Annotated in this window: 16 protein-coding genes and 1 riboswitch; of the genes, 12 read left to right on the forward strand and 4 right to left on the reverse strand. The window is 70.1% G+C overall.

Annotation, left to right across the window (positions count from 1 at the left end; translation table 11 throughout):
- Nucleotides 1–55: 55 nt before the first annotated feature.
- Nucleotides 56–153, reverse strand: a riboswitch (glycine riboswitch).
- A gap of 159 nt (nucleotides 154–312) precedes the next feature.
- From OHS57_RS26920 to OHS57_RS26965, 10 genes are all read left to right on the forward strand, one after another.
- Nucleotides 313–1,017 (forward strand): AAA family ATPase, encoded by a 705-nt coding sequence (locus tag OHS57_RS26920; protein WP_328583603.1) that lies wholly within the window; start codon nucleotides 313–315, stop codon nucleotides 1,015–1,017.
- 51 nt (nucleotides 1,018–1,068) lie between these two features.
- Entirely contained in the window at nucleotides 1,069–1,815 is a 747-nt protein-coding gene (locus tag OHS57_RS26925; protein ID WP_328583604.1) for an enhanced serine sensitivity protein SseB, read from the forward strand.
- 176 nt (nucleotides 1,816–1,991) lie between these two features.
- Nucleotides 1,992–2,783, forward strand: a complete 792-nt coding sequence (locus tag OHS57_RS26930) for an enhanced serine sensitivity protein SseB C-terminal domain-containing protein (RefSeq protein WP_041984133.1) — start codon at nucleotides 1,992–1,994, stop codon at nucleotides 2,781–2,783.
- A gap of 362 nt (nucleotides 2,784–3,145) precedes the next feature.
- Nucleotides 3,146–4,141, forward strand: a complete 996-nt coding sequence (locus tag OHS57_RS26935) for an ABC transporter permease (protein ID WP_041984131.1) — start codon at nucleotides 3,146–3,148, stop codon at nucleotides 4,139–4,141.
- A 44-nt stretch (nucleotides 4,142–4,185) separates the two neighbouring features.
- Nucleotides 4,186–5,952, forward strand: coding sequence for an ABC transporter substrate-binding protein (locus OHS57_RS26940; RefSeq protein WP_041984129.1), 1,767 nt, complete (start codon nucleotides 4,186–4,188; stop codon nucleotides 5,950–5,952).
- A 96-nt stretch (nucleotides 5,953–6,048) separates the two neighbouring features.
- On the forward strand, nucleotides 6,049–7,059 hold the full coding sequence (locus OHS57_RS26945; RefSeq protein ID WP_041984127.1) for an ABC transporter permease: 1,011 nt from the start codon (nucleotides 6,049–6,051) through the stop codon (nucleotides 7,057–7,059).
- Nucleotides 7,056–8,090, forward strand: coding sequence for an ABC transporter ATP-binding protein (locus OHS57_RS26950; protein WP_041984126.1), 1,035 nt, complete (start codon nucleotides 7,056–7,058; stop codon nucleotides 8,088–8,090). The genes OHS57_RS26945 and OHS57_RS26950 overlap by 4 nt, the downstream gene beginning before the upstream one ends.
- Nucleotides 8,087–9,286, forward strand: a complete 1,200-nt coding sequence (locus tag OHS57_RS26955; protein WP_041984125.1) for an ABC transporter ATP-binding protein — start codon at nucleotides 8,087–8,089, stop codon at nucleotides 9,284–9,286. Before OHS57_RS26950 ends, OHS57_RS26955 begins: the two co-directional genes overlap by 4 nt.
- Nucleotides 9,287–9,326: 40 nt before the next feature.
- Nucleotides 9,327–9,986 carry a trimeric intracellular cation channel family protein gene (locus tag OHS57_RS26960; protein ID WP_041984124.1) on the forward strand — a complete coding sequence of 220 codons (660 nt, stop codon included), beginning with the start codon at nucleotides 9,327–9,329 and terminating at the stop codon, nucleotides 9,984–9,986.
- Nucleotides 9,987–10,024: 38 nt separating this feature from the next.
- A complete protein-coding gene (locus tag OHS57_RS26965; protein ID WP_041984123.1) occupies nucleotides 10,025–10,879 on the forward strand; it encodes a thioesterase family protein in 855 nt (284 codons plus the stop codon).
- A gap of 50 nt (nucleotides 10,880–10,929) precedes the next feature.
- On the opposite strand, the gene OHS57_RS26970 is transcribed toward OHS57_RS26965, so the two are convergent.
- Complete coding sequence (locus OHS57_RS26970; RefSeq protein ID WP_328583605.1) at nucleotides 10,930–11,772, reverse strand: alpha/beta fold hydrolase; 843 nt, start codon at nucleotides 11,770–11,772, stop codon at nucleotides 10,930–10,932.
- A gap of 106 nt (nucleotides 11,773–11,878) precedes the next feature.
- Here OHS57_RS26970 and OHS57_RS26975 point away from each other — a divergent pair, with 106 nt between their 5' ends.
- Nucleotides 11,879–13,042 (forward strand): cysteine desulfurase family protein, encoded by a 1,164-nt coding sequence (locus OHS57_RS26975; RefSeq protein WP_328583606.1) that lies wholly within the window; start codon nucleotides 11,879–11,881, stop codon nucleotides 13,040–13,042.
- A 24-nt stretch (nucleotides 13,043–13,066) separates the two neighbouring features.
- On the opposite strand, the gene OHS57_RS26980 is transcribed toward OHS57_RS26975, so the two are convergent.
- A complete protein-coding gene (locus tag OHS57_RS26980; RefSeq protein WP_041984116.1) occupies nucleotides 13,067–13,759 on the reverse strand; it encodes an N-acetylmuramoyl-L-alanine amidase in 693 nt (230 codons plus the stop codon).
- 61 nt (nucleotides 13,760–13,820) lie between these two features.
- On the opposite strand from OHS57_RS26980, the gene mnmA reads away from it, so the two are divergent.
- On the forward strand, nucleotides 13,821–14,948 hold the full coding sequence (gene mnmA, locus OHS57_RS26985) for a tRNA 2-thiouridine(34) synthase MnmA (protein ID WP_041984114.1): 1,128 nt from the start codon (nucleotides 13,821–13,823) through the stop codon (nucleotides 14,946–14,948).
- A gap of 148 nt (nucleotides 14,949–15,096) precedes the next feature.
- On the opposite strand, the gene OHS57_RS26990 is transcribed toward mnmA, so the two are convergent.
- A complete protein-coding gene (locus OHS57_RS26990; RefSeq protein WP_328583607.1) occupies nucleotides 15,097–16,188 on the reverse strand; it encodes a mandelate racemase/muconate lactonizing enzyme family protein in 1,092 nt (363 codons plus the stop codon).
- The gene (locus tag OHS57_RS26995; protein WP_328583608.1) at nucleotides 16,185–17,570 is read right to left on the reverse strand and encodes a glycoside hydrolase family 5 protein; all 1,386 of its coding nucleotides are present in this window, start codon (nucleotides 17,568–17,570) and stop codon (nucleotides 16,185–16,187) included. The genes OHS57_RS26990 and OHS57_RS26995 overlap by 4 nt, the downstream gene beginning before the upstream one ends.
- Nucleotides 17,571–17,602 lie beyond the last annotated feature (32 nt).

Below are 17,602 nucleotides of genomic sequence, written 5' to 3' on the forward strand. Positions count from 1 at the left end.
CGTGGTTTGCACCGTGGGTGGGACCGCAGAGCTGCGGCCCGCTTTTCAGATCTGCCTCATCCGCGCGGTACGGGGCCTGAGAGATTCAAGGGAGGAACTTGCTCCTTCGGCGCCCGGCGCATGTGGTGGCCGGGACTCTCCCGCGCGGATTCAAACGGCCGGTATGCAGTTGGCGCGGACATCATCGCACGCATCCCGGTCCGGCACACCCCGGGAGAGGGTTGTGGGACATTACCTTTTCTTTACACTTCTTGGGCAAGTAGAAGCAAGAGTCGTCGTGGGCCGAGGGATGACCATGACAGGGGGACGGCGATGACGGTGCAGCGCTCAGAGGTGACGGACGAGTACGTGCCCGCGCGGGCACGCGTCCCGGTGGTGCCGGCGCCCGCCGGGGCCGTGACGCCCCCGGTGCCCGCGGGGCCCGTCCGGGATTTACGCGCCAGGGGCGGCCGGGTGCCGGGCGGCCTGGTCTTCGCCCCGGGGGACGTGATCGTGGTGTCCGGGCTGCCCGGCAGCGGCAAGTCGACCCTGATCCGGCGTACGGCGGCGAGCGGCGCCATCGACTCCCAGGACGCCAGGGACCGCTGGGCGCGCCGGCTGCCGGGACCGCTGCCGTACGCGCTCTACCGCCCGCTGGTCAGGATCGCCCACTACGCGGGGCTGCGCCGCGCGCTGCGCTCGGGCGAGAGCGTCGTCGTGCACGACTGCGGCACCCAGACCTGGGTACGGCGCTGGCTGGCCCGCGAGGCCCGCAGGCGCGGCCGGCGCCTGCATCTCGTCCTGCTGGACGTACCGCCCGAGGTGGCCCGGGAGGGGCAGCGCGAGCGCGGCCGTGGAGTCTCCGGCTACGCCTTCGCCCGGCACCGCCGCGCGGTGCGCGGGCTGCTGACGGGCGCCGAGGCGGGCAAGCTGCCGCCCGGCTGCGCCACGGCGGTGCTGCTGGACAGGGCCGCGGCGGGCGCGCTCGGCAGCATCGCGTTCACCGCCCCCGTCCCACCAGGGCAGTCACGGAGTTAGGGTGCTGCGGCAGCGCCGAAAACAGGGGCGGGACAGGGGCGAGGAGAAGCAGTGAACACAGCGTGGCCGGCCAACGAGCTGGAAGAGGTGCTTGCCGCATCGCTCGGCAATCCGGCGGCCGGCGGCCGGCTGGTCGAAGTGCTCGGACGCAGCGCGCTCTGGGTGCCGCTGCCGAACGGCGGCGGACCCGACAGCCCCGGCCTCGACCTGCCGACCGTCGAACTGGAAGGCGCCGCCTACGTGCCGGTGTTCAGCTCGGAGCAGCAGTTCCTCAGCTGCGCCGGCGCCCATATGCCGTTCACCGTCGCGCCCGCCGTCGAGTTCGCCCGCGGGCTGCCCCCGCAGCTCGGGCTCGCCGTCAACCCCGGCGGCACGGTCGGCGCTCCGCTGCCGCCGGCCGCCGTCGCCGAGCTGTGCAAGTCCGGGCGCACCCCGCTCGACGGACCGGCCGGCGGCGGCCGGGTCAAGCTCTTCGAGCCGGACTGGCAGGAGGAGCCCGTCGACTTCCTCGCCGCCGCCGCCGGGGAGTTCGAGGCGTCCGGGCTCGTCCTGTCCGCCCGCCGCACCCTCGCCAGCGTCGAGGGAGGCGCGCCGCAGCTCTTCGTCGGCGTACAGCTCTCCTCGTGGGAGGCCGTGGACCGCGAGGTGCCCATGGACGCGCTCGGCCGGGCGCTCGGCCGGGTCCAGGTCGGCTGGCAGGTCAGTCTGATCCTGCTCGACGTGGCGCAGGGCGATCCGGTCGCCGACTGGATGCTGGAGCGGGTGCGGCCCTTCTACCAACGGATCCATCCGCACTGATTCCCCCGCACCCGCGGGGAACTGACGGGGCGACGGGTACATGTACGCATCCTGCGGGCCCCGGCGCGCCGCTTATGCGCAGCACACACCCGCCGTCAAGTCTGTGTCAGTACCGCCCCCTAAGCTGGTTTGATGGCGGGGGAGCAGGGCCGGATCGACGAGGGGCGGGACCAGGAGTGAGCGCGTCAGGCACCGCGGCGGCCGGGCAGGTGGAGCAGATGCTGCGCCAGGTGACGCCCGGACGGTACGACGCGTACGAGGCGCTGCTCCAGGCTCTCGCCGACGGCACGACGGGCCAGGTGTGGATGCTGCTCTGGCACGGCCAGGCGGGCTCCCCCGACGCCCAGTACGGGAACATGGAAGTGGACGGCCTCGGCTACGCGCCCTGCGTCACCTCCGCCCAGGAGCTCTCCGTCAGCGGCTGGACCCGGGCGCACGAAGTGGTCACGGGCCGTGACATCGCCCGCGCCCTCTACCCCGACCGCTGGGGGATCTGGCTCAACCCGCACGCCCCCGGCGGCGGTGTCGGGATCCCCTGGCTGGATCTGCGCCGGATCGCCACCGGGCTCGACCGGATGCCGGCGGGACCGCTGCGGCTCTCCGAGCCCGCCGTCGAACTGCCGCAGTTCTACGCGCTGCTCACGCAGAACGCGCACCGCACGCCCGCGGTCCGCTCGCTGCGCCGCGCCTGGGTGCAGCCGGCGCTCGGCTCCCCGTACCTGACCATCGGGCTCGATCTCTACGACACGAGCCCGGCGTCGGTCGGCGCCGTCCGGACGATGATGCAGCAGTCCGTCGCCGCCGTCCCGGACGGGCTGCCGGTCTCGACGGTCGCGATGTCGGACGAGTACGACCCGGTCACGATGTGGCTGCGCGCCAACTCCCGGCCCTTCTACGACCGGGACGCGCACGCCGGAGCACCGGCCACCGGATACGGGTACCCCCCGCCCGCGCCGCGCCCCTACTGAGCAGTCATACTATTTTCCGGAGTTCGCGAACACCCCCACTTTGACCTGGCTTGAGGCCTATCGGCCCCATGTCCAATATGGGGGAATAGTGACCGAGTTGGTCCGCTGAGGCGATGCCCGTGTTCGGATAACGGAAACCCTCTCAGCGCATCACGGTTGAGTCACCATTCCCCGTCAGGGCTGGCGGGTGATCGCAAAGTGGCAGAAGACTCCGTGCAGCACGTGGTCCGGCCCTGTGTCCGAGGCGCTCACAGCAGCAGCTTCCGATCCACCGGCGGACCACGCCTACCAGTGATGTGTAAGAGCCGCTACAGCGGCGGTCATGGGCCGGCCACCGTCGGCCGAGAGGGGTCTCCAGCGCAATGACGGCACCTATCGAGACCACCGGGTCGGCGGCGACAGTGCAGCCGGAAGCGGTCCTGGAGGGCGCCGGGAAGCAGATCGAGGGCCGTTCGCTCGGCCGGATCGCCTGGACGCGCTTCAAACGGGACAAGGTCGCCCTGACCGGCGGCGTCATCGTGATCCTGCTGATCCTCGTCGCCGTGCTGTCCAAGCCGATCCAGTCGGTGTTCGGTCTCGACCCGAACTCCTTCAACCAGAGCCTGGTCGATCCCACCCTGCTGGCGCCCAAGGGCAGTTTCGGCGGCATCAGCTGGGACCACCCGCTCGGCGTCGAGCCGCAGACCGGCCGGGACATCCTGGCCCGGATCATCGAGGGCTCCTGGGTCTCGCTGGTGGTCGCCGCGGGATCCACCCTGCTGTCCGTCGTCATCGGCGTCGTGATGGGTGTGGTGGCCGGCTTCTACGGCGGTTGGGTCGACAGCGCCATCAGCAGGCTGATGGACACCTTCCTGGCTTTCCCCCTGCTGCTCTTCGCGATCTCCATCTCGGCCTCGCTCCAGGGCAGCGCCTTCGGACTGAGCGGCCTGACGCTGCGGATCGCGGTGCTGATCTTCGTGATCGGCTTCTTCAACTGGCCGTACATCGGCCGTATCGTCCGCGCCCAGACGCTCTCGCTGCGTGAGCGCGAGTTCGTCGAGGCGTCCAGATCGCTGGGCGCCCGCGGACCCTTCATCCTGTTCCGGGAACTGCTGCCGAACCTTGTCGCGCCGATCCTCGTGTACTCGACGCTGCTGATTCCCACGAACATCCTCTTCGAGGCCTCGCTGAGCTTCCTCAGCGTCGGCATCGAACCGCCGCAGGCTTCATGGGGCGGCATGCTCACCCAGGCGGTGGACCTCTACCAGGTCGATCCGATGTTCATGGTCATTCCCGGGCTGGCGATCTTCATCACCGTGCTGGCCTTCAATCTGCTGGGGGACGGGCTGCGTGACGCACTCGACCCCCGTGGCAAGTAATCGCGGCCATGCCGCACCGGACAACCGAGGGGGCTTTCCTCAGGATGAACAGCAGAAAGACGGCGGCGGCTATCGCCGCGGCGGTAGCGCTCGCGCTGGGCGCTTCTGCGTGCAGCAGCAGTGACTCCGGCGACAACAACAGCGGCAGCGGTGGCGGCGGCACCGCCAAGACCGACGCCGGTCTGACCAGCATCGTCAACAAGTCGGACAAGAAGGGGGGGACGGTCACCTACGAGCACTCCAGTGGTCCCGACTCCCTCGACCCCGGCAACACGTACTACGGCTGGGTCCAGAACTTCTCCCGTCTGTACGGGCGTTCGCTGGTCACCTTCAACCCGGCCCCGGGCAAGGACAGCCTGAAGATAGTCCCCGACCTGGCGACAGGTCTCGGCAAGGCGAGCCCGGACGCGAAGACCTGGACGTACACGCTCCGCAAGGGCGTGAAGTTCGACGACGGCACGGTCATCACGTCCAAGGACGTCAAGTACGCCATCGAGCGCAGCAACTTCGCGCCCGAGGCCCTGTCCAACGGTCCGACGTACTTCAAGGCCTACCTTGAGGGCGGCGACAAGTACAAGGGTCCGTACAAGGACAAGAGCCCCGACGGTCTCAAGTCCATCGAGACCCCGGACGACTCGACGATCGTCTTCCACCTGAACAAGCCGTTCGCCGACATGGACTACCTGGCGGCGTTCTCGCAGACGGCCCCGGTGCCGCAGAAGAAGGACACCGGCGCCTCGTACGTCCAGCACATCGTTTCTTCGGGCCCGTACAAGGTCACGAACTACAGCGAGAGCAGCGGCGCGACGCTCGTCCGCAACCCGGAGTGGGACCCGAAGACGGACCCGATCCGCAAGGCTCTGCCGGACAAGATCGTCCTGAAGCTCAACGTGAACGCGACCACGGTCGACGATCACCTGCTGAACGACTCGATCACCGCTGACATCGCCGGTACCGGTCTGCAGTCGAAGACGCAGCCCAAGGTCCTGGTGAAGCCGGCGGAGAAGGCGAAGACGGACAACCCGTACGCGGGCGCGCTGCAGTACCTGGCGCTGAACGTCAACGTGAAGCCGTTCGACAACATCGACTGCCGCAAGGCCGTCCAGTACGTCACCGACAAGGCCGGCATGGTCGACTCCATCGGTGGCTCGGTCAAGGGTGACCCCGCGACCACGGTGATCCCGCCGAGCGTCGCCGGTTACAAGAAGTTCGACCTGTACCCGTCGGCCGGCAACAAGGGCGACGTTGCCAAGGCGAAGGCCGCGCTGGCCGCCTGCGGTAAGCCCAACGGCTTCACCACCACGCTGACCGCGCGCTCCGACCGTCCCGACGAGGTCACCGCCGCCACGCAGCTCCAGCAGAGCCTGAAGAAGATCAACATCACCGCGAACATCAAGACGTTCCCGGCTGACAAGTACTTCACGGACTTCGCTGGTGTCCCCGCCTGGGTGCACAAGAACAACGCCGGCATGATGATGATGGCGTGGGGTGCCGACTGGCCGACCGGCTACGGCTTCCTCGACCAGATCGTGGACGGTACGGCGATCAAGCCGTCGGGTGGCACGAACCTGATGGAGCTGAACGACCCGAAGATCAACGCCGCCCTGGTCAAGGCCATCGGCACGGTCGACACCACGGAGCGCAACGCCGCGTGGGGCGCCATCGACCAGCAGGTCATGGAGAACGCCTCGGTCGTCCCGCTCTTCTACCGCAAGAACCTGCTCTACCGTCCGGCCTCCGCGACCAACGTCACGGTGACCGACGCGTACCTCGGCATGTACGACTACGTGCTGATGAGCTCTAGCAAGTAGTTACACCTGTCAATCGACAGCACCCCCCTGAAAGGCAGGTGAAGGCGTCGGGTCGGTCTGGCGTAATCCGCTGGACCGACCCGGCGCCGCACGGCTGTGGCTGCGTACATCATCCGACGCGTCTTCGCCGCGGTGTTGCTGCTGCTGGTGGTCAGCGCAGTCACATTCGCGATCTTCTTCCTCGTGCCCCGGCTCGGTGGTCAGACGACCGACTCGATGGCCGCCCAGTACGTGGGCAAGAGCCCCGACCCCGACGTCATTCGCGCGGTCAAGAAGAACCTGGGGCTCGACCTCCCGCTCTACGAGCAGTACTGGCACTTCATCAAGGGCATCGTGGTCGGCGCCAACTACAACTTCGGCCCCGACCCGGTCAGCTGCAACGCCCCCTGCTTCGGCTACTCCTTCAAGTCCCACGTGGCGGTCTGGCCCGAGCTGACTTCGCGTATCCCGGTCACGCTCTCGCTGGCCGTCGGCGCGGCTGTCATCTGGGTGCTCTCCGGTGTCGCCACCGGTGTGCTCTCGGCCCTCAAGCCGGGCTCGGTCTTCGACCGGCTCGCGATGACCATCGCCCTCGCCGGCGTCTCCCTGCCGATGTTCTTCACCGGCCTGGTCTCGCTGGCCCTGTTCAGCTTCCACTGGACGATCTTCCCGAACAGCGGTTACATCCCGTTCGCCGACGATCCCGGCCAGTGGTTCCTGTCCCTGATCCTGCCCTGGTGCACGCTCGCCTTCCTCTATTCGGCTCTCTACGCGCGGCTCACCCGCGCCGGGATGCTGGAGACGATGAGCGAGGACTACATCCGCACCGCGCGGGCCAAGGGTCTGCGGGAGCGCAGTGTGGTCGTCAAGCACGGCCTGCGCGCCGCGCTCACCCCGCTCATCACCATCTTCGGCATGGACTTCGCGCTGCTCATCGGCGGCGCCGTCATCACCGAGAACGTCTTCTCCTTCCAGGGGCTCGGCGCCTACGCCATCAACGGCGTCAGAAGCGCCGACCTGCCCAAGGTCATGGGTGTGACCCTGGTCGCCGCCTTCTTCATCGTTCTCTGCAATCTGCTGGTGGACCTCGTGTACGCCGCGATCGACCCCCGGGTGAGGCTCTCATGAGCGACGCGCACAAGGAGTTCCTCTCGGTACGGGACCTCAAGATCCACTTCGACACCGACGACGGCCTGGTCAAGTCCGTCGACGGCGTCAGCTTCGATCTGAAGGCCGGCGAGACCCTCGGCATCGTCGGCGAGTCCGGTTCGGGCAAGTCCGTGACGTCCCTCGGGATCATGGGTCTGCACACCTCGGACCGGGCCCGGATCTCCGGTGAGATCTGGCTCGACGGCGAGGAGCTGATCGGCGCGGGCCGCGAGCGGGTGCGCGCCCTGCGCGGCCAGAAGATGGCGATGATCTTCCAGGATCCGCTGTCCGCGCTGCACCCCTACTACAGCATCGGCGCGCAGATCGTCGAGGCGTACCGCGTCCACAACAAGGTGGACAAGAAGACCGCGAAGAAGCGGGCGATCGAGATGCTCGACCGGGTCGGCATCCCCGAGCCGGCCCGGCGCTACGACGACTACCCGCACCAGTTCTCCGGCGGCATGCGCCAGCGCGCCATGATCGCGATGTCCCTGGTCAACAACCCCCAGCTGCTCATCGCCGACGAGCCGACGACCGCCCTCGACGTCACCGTCCAGGCGCAGATCCTCGACCTCATCCGCGATCTGCAGAAGGAGTTCGGCTCCGCGGTCGTCATCATCACCCACGACCTCGGCGTCGTCGCCGAGATCGCCGACAAGCTGCTGGTGATGTACGCGGGCCGGTGCATCGAGCGCGGTTCGGCCGAGAAGGTCTTCTACCAGCCCCAGCACCCCTACACCTGGGGCCTGCTGGGTTCGATGCCCCGTATCGACCGGGAGCAGACCGACCGTCTCATCCCGGTCAAGGGGACCCCGCCCAGCCTGATCAACGTCCCGAGTGGCTGCGCCTTCCATCCGCGCTGCCCGTACGCCGACGTACCCAAGGACAACATCACCCGCATCGAGCGTCCGGAGCTGCGGGAGATCACCGACGGGCACTTCTCCGCCTGCCACATGACGAAGGCGGAGCGGGAAAAGATCTGGACCGAAGAGATTGCGCCGAAGCTGTGACTGATCAGACCGAACAGACCAAGAAGGTTCCGCACCAGCCTGCGGAGCGGTCGGCTGGCGGTTCCGGGCCTGAGCCGCTCCTCAAGGTCACGGGCCTGGTCAAGCACTTCCCGATCACCAAGGGTGTGCTCAAGCGCAAGGTGGGCGCGGTCCAGGCCGTGGACGGCCTGTCCTTCGACGTACGCCCCGGGGAGACCCTCGGCGTCGTCGGCGAGTCCGGCTGCGGCAAGTCGACCATGGGCCGGCTGATCACGCGGCTGCTCGAACCGACCGGCGGCAAGGTCGAGTTCGAGGGCAGGGACATCACGCACCTGTCCACGGGCAAGATGCGGCCGATGCGGCGCGACGTCCAGATGATCTTCCAGGACCCGTACGGCTCGCTGAACCCGCGGCACACCGTCGGCGGCATCATCGGCACCCCCTTCCGGCTGCAGAAGGTCGATCCGCAGGGCGGGGTGAAGAAGGAGGTCCAGCGGCTGCTCGAACTGGTCGGCCTCAACCCCGAGCACTACAACCGCTACCCGCACGAGTTCTCCGGCGGTCAGCGCCAGCGCATCGGCATCGCCCGCGCGCTCGCCCTGAACCCGAAGCTCGTCGTCGCCGACGAGCCGGTCTCCGCACTGGACGTGTCGATCCAGGCGCAGGTGGTGAACCTGCTGGACGACCTGCAGAGCGAACTCGGCCTCACGTACGTGATCATCGCGCACGACCTGTCGGTCATCCGCCATGTCTCGGACCGGATCGCCGTGATGTACCTCGGCAAGATCGTCGAACTGGCCGACCGCGCCTCGCTGTACTCGACGCCGATGCACCCGTACACCAAGGCGCTGCTCTCCGCGGTGCCGGTGCCGGACCCGAAGCGGCGCAACGCCAAGAGCGACCGGATCCTGATCACCGGCGACGTGCCGTCGCCGATCTCGCCGCCGAGCGGCTGCCGCTTCCACACGCGGTGCTGGAAGGCGACGGAGATCTGCAAGACGACCGAGCCGCCGCTGATCCAGCTCGCGCCGGGACACCAGACGGCCTGCCACCACCCGGAGAACGCGCCGGACCAGCAGCCGCAGGAATCGGTCGAGTCGGTGACGCTGTCGGCTCCCGGGCCGAAGCCGTCCCTGGCGAAGCCGGAATCCCCGGCGGCCCCGGCGGCCCCGGCAGCCGCGGCGGACGAGACGCCCGAAGCGCCCGAGGCCAAGTAGCGGAGCGGGAACGGGGAGCACCGGACTGCACAATTGTCCGGTGCTCCCCGAACTGTTCGCCCCCTCCGTCCAGCACACCCTCGATCTCGTCGGCATCTTCGTCTTCGCGATCTCCGGTGCCCTGCTCGCCGTCCGTAAGAACTTCGACGTCTTCGGCATCGCCGTGCTCGCCGAGACCACCGGGCTCGGCGGCGGACTCTTCCGCGACCTGATGATCGGCGCCGTGCCGCCCGCCGCCTTCACCGATCTCGGCTACTTCTCGATGCCGCTGGTCGCCACCCTCCTGGTCTTCTTCCTGCACCCCCAGGTAGAGCGGATCCAGGGCGCGGTCAATGTCTTCGACGCGGCCGGGCTCGGCCTCTTCTGCGTCACCGGCACCACCAAGGCGTACGAGTACGGCCTCGGCCTCACCGCTTCCGCCGTGCTCGGCCTGGTGACCGCGGTCGGCGGCGGTGTGCTGCGCGACATACTCGCCAACGAGGTGCCGTCCCTGCTGCGCTGGGACCGCGATCTGTACGCCGTGCCCGCCGTCGTCGGGGCCGTGCTCGCCGCCGTCTGCATCCGCGAGGACGCGCTGAACGGGCTGACCGGGACGCTGGCCGTGCTCGCCGCCTTCGCGCTCCGGCTGCTCGCGATGCGCTTCCACTGGCGGGCGCCGCGCGCCTGGAACCGCCGGTCGGAAGCGGCCGAAGAGGGGTAAGCAAGCGCTCGCTAATCGGCTGTTGTACCGTTCCTCCCATGGCAGATCACTCGGGACAGGCGACCATCGGCGACAGCGAGTTCGACCGGGACACCGCCGTCACCCCACGCCCGGGGGAGCCGGGCGTCCATGACACGGAGCTCTCGGCGGGCTGGACCATCGTGCGCGCCGTCAACGGCGGCTATCTGCTGGCCGTCGCCTGCCGCGCGCTCGCCGACGTACTGCCGCACCCCGATCCGTTCACGGTCACCGCGCACTATCTGACCGCGTCCCAGCCGGGACCCGCGGTCGTGCGCAGCGAGACGGTACGGGCCGGACGCACGCTCTCCACCGGCCAGGCGTCGGTCCTGCAGTACGCGCAGGACGGCACCGAGGTCGAACGGATCCGGGTGCTCGCCTCCTACGGCGACCTGGACGCCCTCCCCGACGACGTGCGGACCACGGCGAAGCCGCCGCAGATCCCGCCGTACGAGCAGTGCCTGGACGGTTCGGACGCCGGGTCGCTCTTCGTGGGCGACGCCTCGCTGCTGGACCGGCTGACCGTCAGGGCCGACCCCGCCACCTCGGGCTGGGCCGTGGGCCGGCCGTCCGGTGCCGGTGAGATGCGCGGCTGGTTCGGGCTCGCCGACGGCAGGGACGCCGATCCGCTCTCGTTGCTGCTGACCGTGGACGCGCTGCCGCCCACCGCCTTCGACCTGGGGCTCAGCGGCTGGACCCCGACCGTCGAGCTGACCGTCCACATCCGCTGCCGCCCCGCGCCCGGACCGCTGCGGGTCGCCATCGCCACCCGCAATCTGGCCGGCGGCTTCATGGAGGAGGACGCGGAGGTCTGGGACAGCGCGGACCGCCTCGTCGCCCAGTCCCGCCAACTGGCCCGCGCCCCGCGCGGCTGAGCCGGACGCTCCCCTGCGCGCGGTGTCGCCGGACGCCCCCGTGTACGGCCCTAGCCGGTCCGCAGATGGCGGCCGAGGGCCGCGGTGAGGGCGGCAGGGGCGTCTTCCTGTACGAGGTGTCCGGCGTCCGGGATCAGCCGCAGCTCGGCGCCCGGGATCAGCGCGGCCAGCTCCTGGCCCTTGGCCGGCGGGATCCAGCTGTCCTCGGCGCCCCAGCAGATCAGCACCGGCAGGTCGAGTTCGCCGTAGCGGCCCTGGATCTCGTCGGTGAACCGCTGGTCGTTCTGCTCGATCTGCCGGTAGAACGCGGGCTGCCCGGCCTCCCCGCACCACGGCTCCACCAGCCGGTCGAGCACCTCGGGCCGCAGCCCCTGGTGGCTCGCCGACGACACGTACTCGCGAACCAGCGCCCGGTGCAGGCTCGCCGGCAGCTGGTTGAAGACCTCGCCGTGCCGGCCGAGCAGCCGGTAGGCGGGGGAGCCCCAGGGCGCCAGCGCCACCGGGTCGACCAGGGCGAGGCTCCGGTAGCGCGCGCCGTGCAGCAGCCGGGCGCGCAGGGCCACACACCCGCCGACGTCATGGGCGACGACCTGCGGTCCCGCGGTCCCTCCGGCCAGCCCCCAGTGGTCGAGCAGTTCGGTGAGCACCAGCGCCTGCGCCCGCAGGGACACGTCCTGGCCCGCGCCGCGCTCCGAGGCGCCGAAGCCCGGCATGTCCCAGACGAAGACCTGGTGTTCCTGCGCGAGGGCGCGGGCGACCCCCCGCCAGACGTACGACGAGAAGGGCGTCCCGTGCAGCAGGACGACCGGCGCCCGGCCCGCAGGCCCGAGCGCGGCCCAGCGCACGTCGCCCGACGAACCGCGGAACGTACGATCGAGAATCCACTCCGTCATGACCGTAACGCTAATCACTCCTGTCTGGTCCCGACAAGCCGTTCACCCCGCCGGGGAGGCCCGAATGCGCCAACGTCCTTCGACGGCTCGTAGAATCGAGCCCACCATGGCTTACCTCGACCACGCCGCGACCACTCCGATGCTGCCGGAGGCGATCGAGGCGATGACCGCCCAGTTCGGCTTCGCCGGCAACGCGTCATCGCTCCACGCCGCCGGCCGCAGGGCCCGCCGTACCGTCGAGGAGGCCCGCGAGACACTCGCCGAGGCCCTTGGCGCACGGCCGAGCGAGGTGGTCTTCACCTCGGGCGGCACGGAGGCCGACAACCTGGCGGTGAAGGGGCTGTACTGGGCGCGCAGAGACGCCGACCCGGCCAGGACCCGGGTGCTCGCCAGTCCCGTGGAGCACCACGCGGTCCTCGACACCGTCGACTGGCTCGGTGAGCACGAGGGCGCGACCGTGGAGTACCTGGCCGTCGACAAGTACGGCAGGGTCGATCCGCAGACCCTGCGCGAGGCGATCGAGCGCAATCCGGCCGATGTCGCCCTCGCGACCGTGATGTGGGCCAACAACGAGATCGGCACCATCCTCCCCGTCCCCGAACTGGCCGAAGTGGCCAGGGAGTTCAGCATCCCGCTGCACTCGGACGCAGTCCAGGCCGTCGGCCAGACCGAGCTGGACTTCAGCCGCTCGGGACTCGCGGCGATGACGGTGTCCGGCCACAAGATCGGCGGCCCGTACGGCATCGGCGCGCTGCTCCTCGGCCGCGAGTACACCCCCGTACCGGTCCTGCACGGCGGCGGCCAGGAGCGCCAGGTGCGCTCCGGCACCCTGGACGTCCCCGCCGTCGCGTCCTTCGCCGTCGCGGCGCGGGCGGCCACGGCGGGCCGCGAGGGCTTCGCGCGGGACATCGGCGCGCTGCGGGACGAGCTGATCGACGCCGTGCACAAGGCGGTCCCCGACGCGGTGCTCGGCGGCGACCCGGACAACCGGCTGCCCGCCAACGCCCACTTCAGCTTCCCCGGCTGCGAGGGCGACTCGCTCCTGCTGCTGCTGGACGCCCAGGGCATCGAGTGCTCGACCGGCTCGGCCTGCACGGCGGGCATCGCCCAGCCCAGCCATGTCCTGCTGGCCACCGGCAGCGACCCGGAGCTGGCCAGGGGCACCCTGCGCTTCTCGCTCGGCCACACCTCGACCCGGGCGGACGTCGAAGCCGTGGCGGCGGCGATCGGCCCGGCGGTCGAGCGCGCCCGCAGCGCCGGCCTGAGCTGAGCCCCCTCGGTCCGGCTCGCGGGTTCAGCTCGCGGCGGAGATCCGCCTCGGCGGGGGCGGCGCGGCCGCCTCGCGCACCAGCTTCAGATAGCGGCTCCAGTCCCAGTACCGGCCGGGATCGGTGTGATCAGTGCCGGGGACCTCGACATGGCCGATGATGTGCTTACGGTCGACGGGTATCCCGTACCGCTTGCAGATGTCCGCGGTCAGCCGGGCCGACGAGCGGTACATCGCGTCCGTGAACGACGTCGGCCGGTCCACCCAGCCCTCGTGCTCGATCCCTATGCTGCGCTCGTTGTACGAGCGGTTCCCCGCGTGGAACGCGACGTCCAGCTCGCGGATCATCTGCGCCACATGACCGTCCTTGCGCACCACGTAGTGCGCAGCCGCCGCGTGCGCCGGGTCCTTGAACACCTTCAGCGCGACCGCGTAGCTGCCCTGCACCACATGGATCACCACGCGGTCGACGGTGTAGTCGGCGGGGCGGTCGGCCCGCCGGTAGTTCGCCGGGGAGGCGGAGACCCACTGGGCGCCCGCGAAATCCAGCTCACCCGGGGTGCGCGGCTTCTCGGCGAGCGGCGACCGCCACCAGGCGCGGGTCAGCTGCTCCCGCGCCAGACCGGCCCCGCCCAGCACGGCGAGCCCGCCGCCGATCAGCAGACCGCGCCTGCCGATCCGGTGCTCACCTGCGGCTTCGCCGCTCGTCTTCTCGCCCATATGGTCGTCAACGCATACTCGCGCGACTGTGGTTCCCGCCGGGCCGTACTCTGGTGAGGCTATGACTCAGAATCCCCAGCGCCCCCTCCGTGTCCTGGCCGCGATGTCGGGCGGCGTGGACTCCGCCGTCGCCGCCGCCCGCGCCGCCGAGGCGGGGCACGACGTGACCGGCGTACACCTGGCCCTCTCGGCGAATCCGCAGTCGTTCCGCACCGGAGCGCGCGGCTGCTGCACCATCGAGGACTCCCGCGACGCGCGCCGCGCGGCGGACGTCATCGGTATCCCCTTCTACGTCTGGGACCTCGCCGAACGCTTCCGCGAGGACGTCGTGGACGACTTCGTCGCCGAGTACGAGGCGGGCCGCACGCCCAACCCCTGTCTGCGCTGCAACGAGAAGATCAAGTTCGCCGCGCTGCTGGACAAGGCGCTCGCCCTCGGCTTCGACGCCGTGTGCACGGGCCACTACGCGACGGTCGTCACGGGGGCCGACGGCGCGCGTGAGCTGCACCGCGCGAGCGACATGGCCAAGGACCAGTCGTACGTGCTCGGCGTCCTGGACGAGCGGCAGCTCGCCCACGCCATGTTCCCGCTCGGGGACACCCTCACCACCAAGGGCGAGATCCGCGAAGAGGCGCAGCGGCGCGGTCTCGCCGTCGCGAAGAAGCCGGACAGCCACGACATCTGCTTCATCGCCGACGGCGACACCCAGGGCTTCCTCGCCAAGCGCCTCGGCGCGGCGGAGGGCGACATCGTGGACGAGGCGGGAACGAAGCTCGGCAGCCACGACGGCGCCTTCGGCTTCACCATCGGCCAGCGCAAGGGGCTGCGCATCGGCCACCCGGCCGCCGACGGCAAGCCGCGCTACGTGCTGGACATCTCGCCCGTCGACAACACCGTGACGGTCGGCCCCGCCGACGCCCTCGACGTCCTGGAGCTGACGGCGGTCAAGCCCCGCTGGTGCGGCACGGCGCCGGCCGGATCCGCCGCGTACACGGCCCAGTTGCGGGCCCACGGCGGCGAGACGCCGGTGACGGCGGAGCTGGTGGACGGCACCCTGCGGGTCACGTTCGAGGAGCCGGTACGGGGCGTGGCGCCCGGCCAGGCCGTGGTGCTGTACGACGGCACGCGCGTGGTCGGCTCGGCGACGATCGCGACGACGGTCCGGCGGAAGACGGCCCTGGCCGGCTGACCGGGACCGCCGGGACCGCCGGAGCCGACAGGGCCGGATCGGGGCCGCTCACCGCTGCGGGGCGCCCCGGCCGCGAGAGGTCCGCGGCGGGGGCGCCCCGGTCACAACAGGTCCGGCACAAGAGGTCCGGCGCAAGAGGTACGCGCGGTCAGACGCCCGACGTCTCGCTGACCGCCTCGCGCACGAACGACGGCACCAGCTCAACTCCCCAGCCGGGCGCGGTCGGTGCCGCGACCTGACCGTCCGTCACCCGCAGTACCGGCTCGTAGACGCCCTCGGACCACGGAGTGGTCTCGATGCTCCACTCCTGGTACTGCGAGCAGGACGGCATCGCGACCGCCAGATGCAGCGAGAACACCTGCAGCAGCGAGTCGTTGGCGCAGTGCGGCGTGCAGGGGATGCCGGCGGCCTCCGCCAGTACGGCGACCTTGCGGGCCCGCGAGACACCGCCGATGTAGCCGATGTCCGGCTGCACGATGTCCACCGCGCCGCCGCCGATCATCCGGTTGAACTGCGGTATCGACAGGTCCTGTTCACCACCGGAGACCGGGATGTCCAGCGCTGCGGCCACCCGTGCGCTCTGCTCGATCTCGGCGAACGGGACCGGCTCCTCGTAGTGGAAGTAGCCGTACTCCTCCAGCATCCGGCCGACCCGGATCGCCCGGCCCACCGAGAAGCCGCCGTTGGCGTCGGCCGACAGGTCGACCCCGTCGCCCAGCACCTGACGGGTCAGCGGGACGATCCGTTCGGTACGTCCCGGCGCCGCGTCGGTGTCCCGGCCCATCGCCTCGCCCACCCGGATCTTGACGGCGCGGAACCCCTGCCCGGCGACGAACGAGGCGAGCCGTTCGGCCTCCGCCTCCGGGCTGATGTCGCGCCGCATGCTGGACGCGTACATCGGCACGGTGTCCCTGGCGTGGCCGCCGAGCAGCTTGCTGACCGGCCGGCCCGCCGCCTTGCCGAGGATGTCCCACAGGGCCGTCTCGACACCGGCGAGCGCCCGGTGCAGAAAGCTGCTGGGGAACTTGTAGTGGGTCCGCAGACACGTGTCGGCCAGGGCCTCCACGTCCCACGGGTCGCGCCCGAGGAACAGCGGCGCCACCATCGAGTGCAGGACGCGCACGGTGTTCGCCGCCTCGTACGGCGCGCACTGGCCGATGCCCTCCAGGCCCTCGTCGGTCCGCACGCGCACCAGCGCGAGCGGGCCCCGCAGCAGTGTCTCGACGCCGGTGATCCTCACAGGTGCTCCCGCAGGACGTCGACGAGCGGCGAGCGGACGGTGCATCTGTCCACGGCGAAGCAGTCGGCCAGTGCCCGCATCTGGTCGGCGTCGAGCCCCGCGAAGCAGCGCGCGTAGTCATCGACCATCGGCTCGGCGAGCAGGATGTGGCGTACCAGCACATGGATCCACTGCTGCGGTCCGAAGGGCAGCGGGTCGAAGTCGGGGAACTCCTCGGCGACCGTGGCCTCCAGCGGGTCGAGGATGTGCCGTACGCCCGTGTCGACCCCGCCCCACACGTCGACCCCGAGCCGGGCCTTTTTCTCCAGCACCCCGGAGATCCGCGCCAAGTAGGGCGAGTCCGGGGGCAGATGCGTCACGCCCTGCAGCCCGATGTCCTTGTACGTCCACAGGCTCCAGCCGGCGCCGTGCTCGTCGTATATCTCCAGCTGGTCGCCGAGCGTCCGGTAGCGGTGCGCGTCACGCACCGGGTCGCCGGAGTAGACCGGGCCGAACTCGCCCACCCAGATGGGGGTTCCGGTGGAGCGCATGTACTCGGAGCGCTTGAGGAACCTGCTCTCCAGATAGCCCCGGTCCACGTACTGGCCCCGCGAGACCCCGGGGTACTCGCCGCTGTCGGCGAAGCCGGAGAGCGCGTAGTCGTGCACCGTGTACACGGTGTTCGGCCACGGGTCGCTGAACAGGTCGAACTCGGTGGCGTGCCGGTTGCCGTCCAGGAAGATGACATGGCCGGGGTCGACGGCCCTGATCGCCTTGTGCAGCCGCTCGTAGAACGGGCCGATGACCTCGCCGTCCGAATCGGCGGGCTCGTTCAGCGGGTTGTAGCCCGCGACCCACGGATTGTCCTTGTAGCGGTCGGCCAGCGCCTCCCACAGATGCACCACCCGGTCCTGGAAGTGCCGGTGGGTCCAGAAGAACGACCGGTGGGTCGGATTGTCGCTGTGCCAGCGCTGGTTGTGGAAGCCGGGCGCCGCGTGCAGGTCGAGCACCGCGTACAGACCGTGCCGCGCGCAGATGTCGATCGCCCGGTCGAGCAGCGCGAAGCCCGCCTCCTTCAGCTCCATCGGACGGTCGTCGTCCTCGAAGTGCCGGTAGTTGAAGGGCAGCCGGACGCAGTTCATCCCCGCCTCCGCGAGCAGCGCGGCGTCGGCGTCGGTGAAGAAGACATCGAGGAACCGGTCGAAGAAGGCGTCGTACGCCTCCTGTCCGAGTACCTTGCGCAGCGCCTTGCGCTGGAGGTCCTCGGTCGCCGGGTAGCCGGTGATGAAGTTCTCCATGTTCATCCACCCGCCGAGACCGACCCCGCGCAGTCTGACCGGATCCCCCGCCGCTGTGGCGAGGTGGCCGCCCTCGACATGGATCATCACGGATGCATCGTTCATGGTGGTGCGTACTCCTGGAAGAAGGTGTCCGG

The organism is Streptomyces sp. NBC_00370 (genome assembly GCF_036084755.1).
GTDB lineage: Bacteria > Actinomycetota > Actinomycetes > Streptomycetales > Streptomycetaceae > Streptomyces.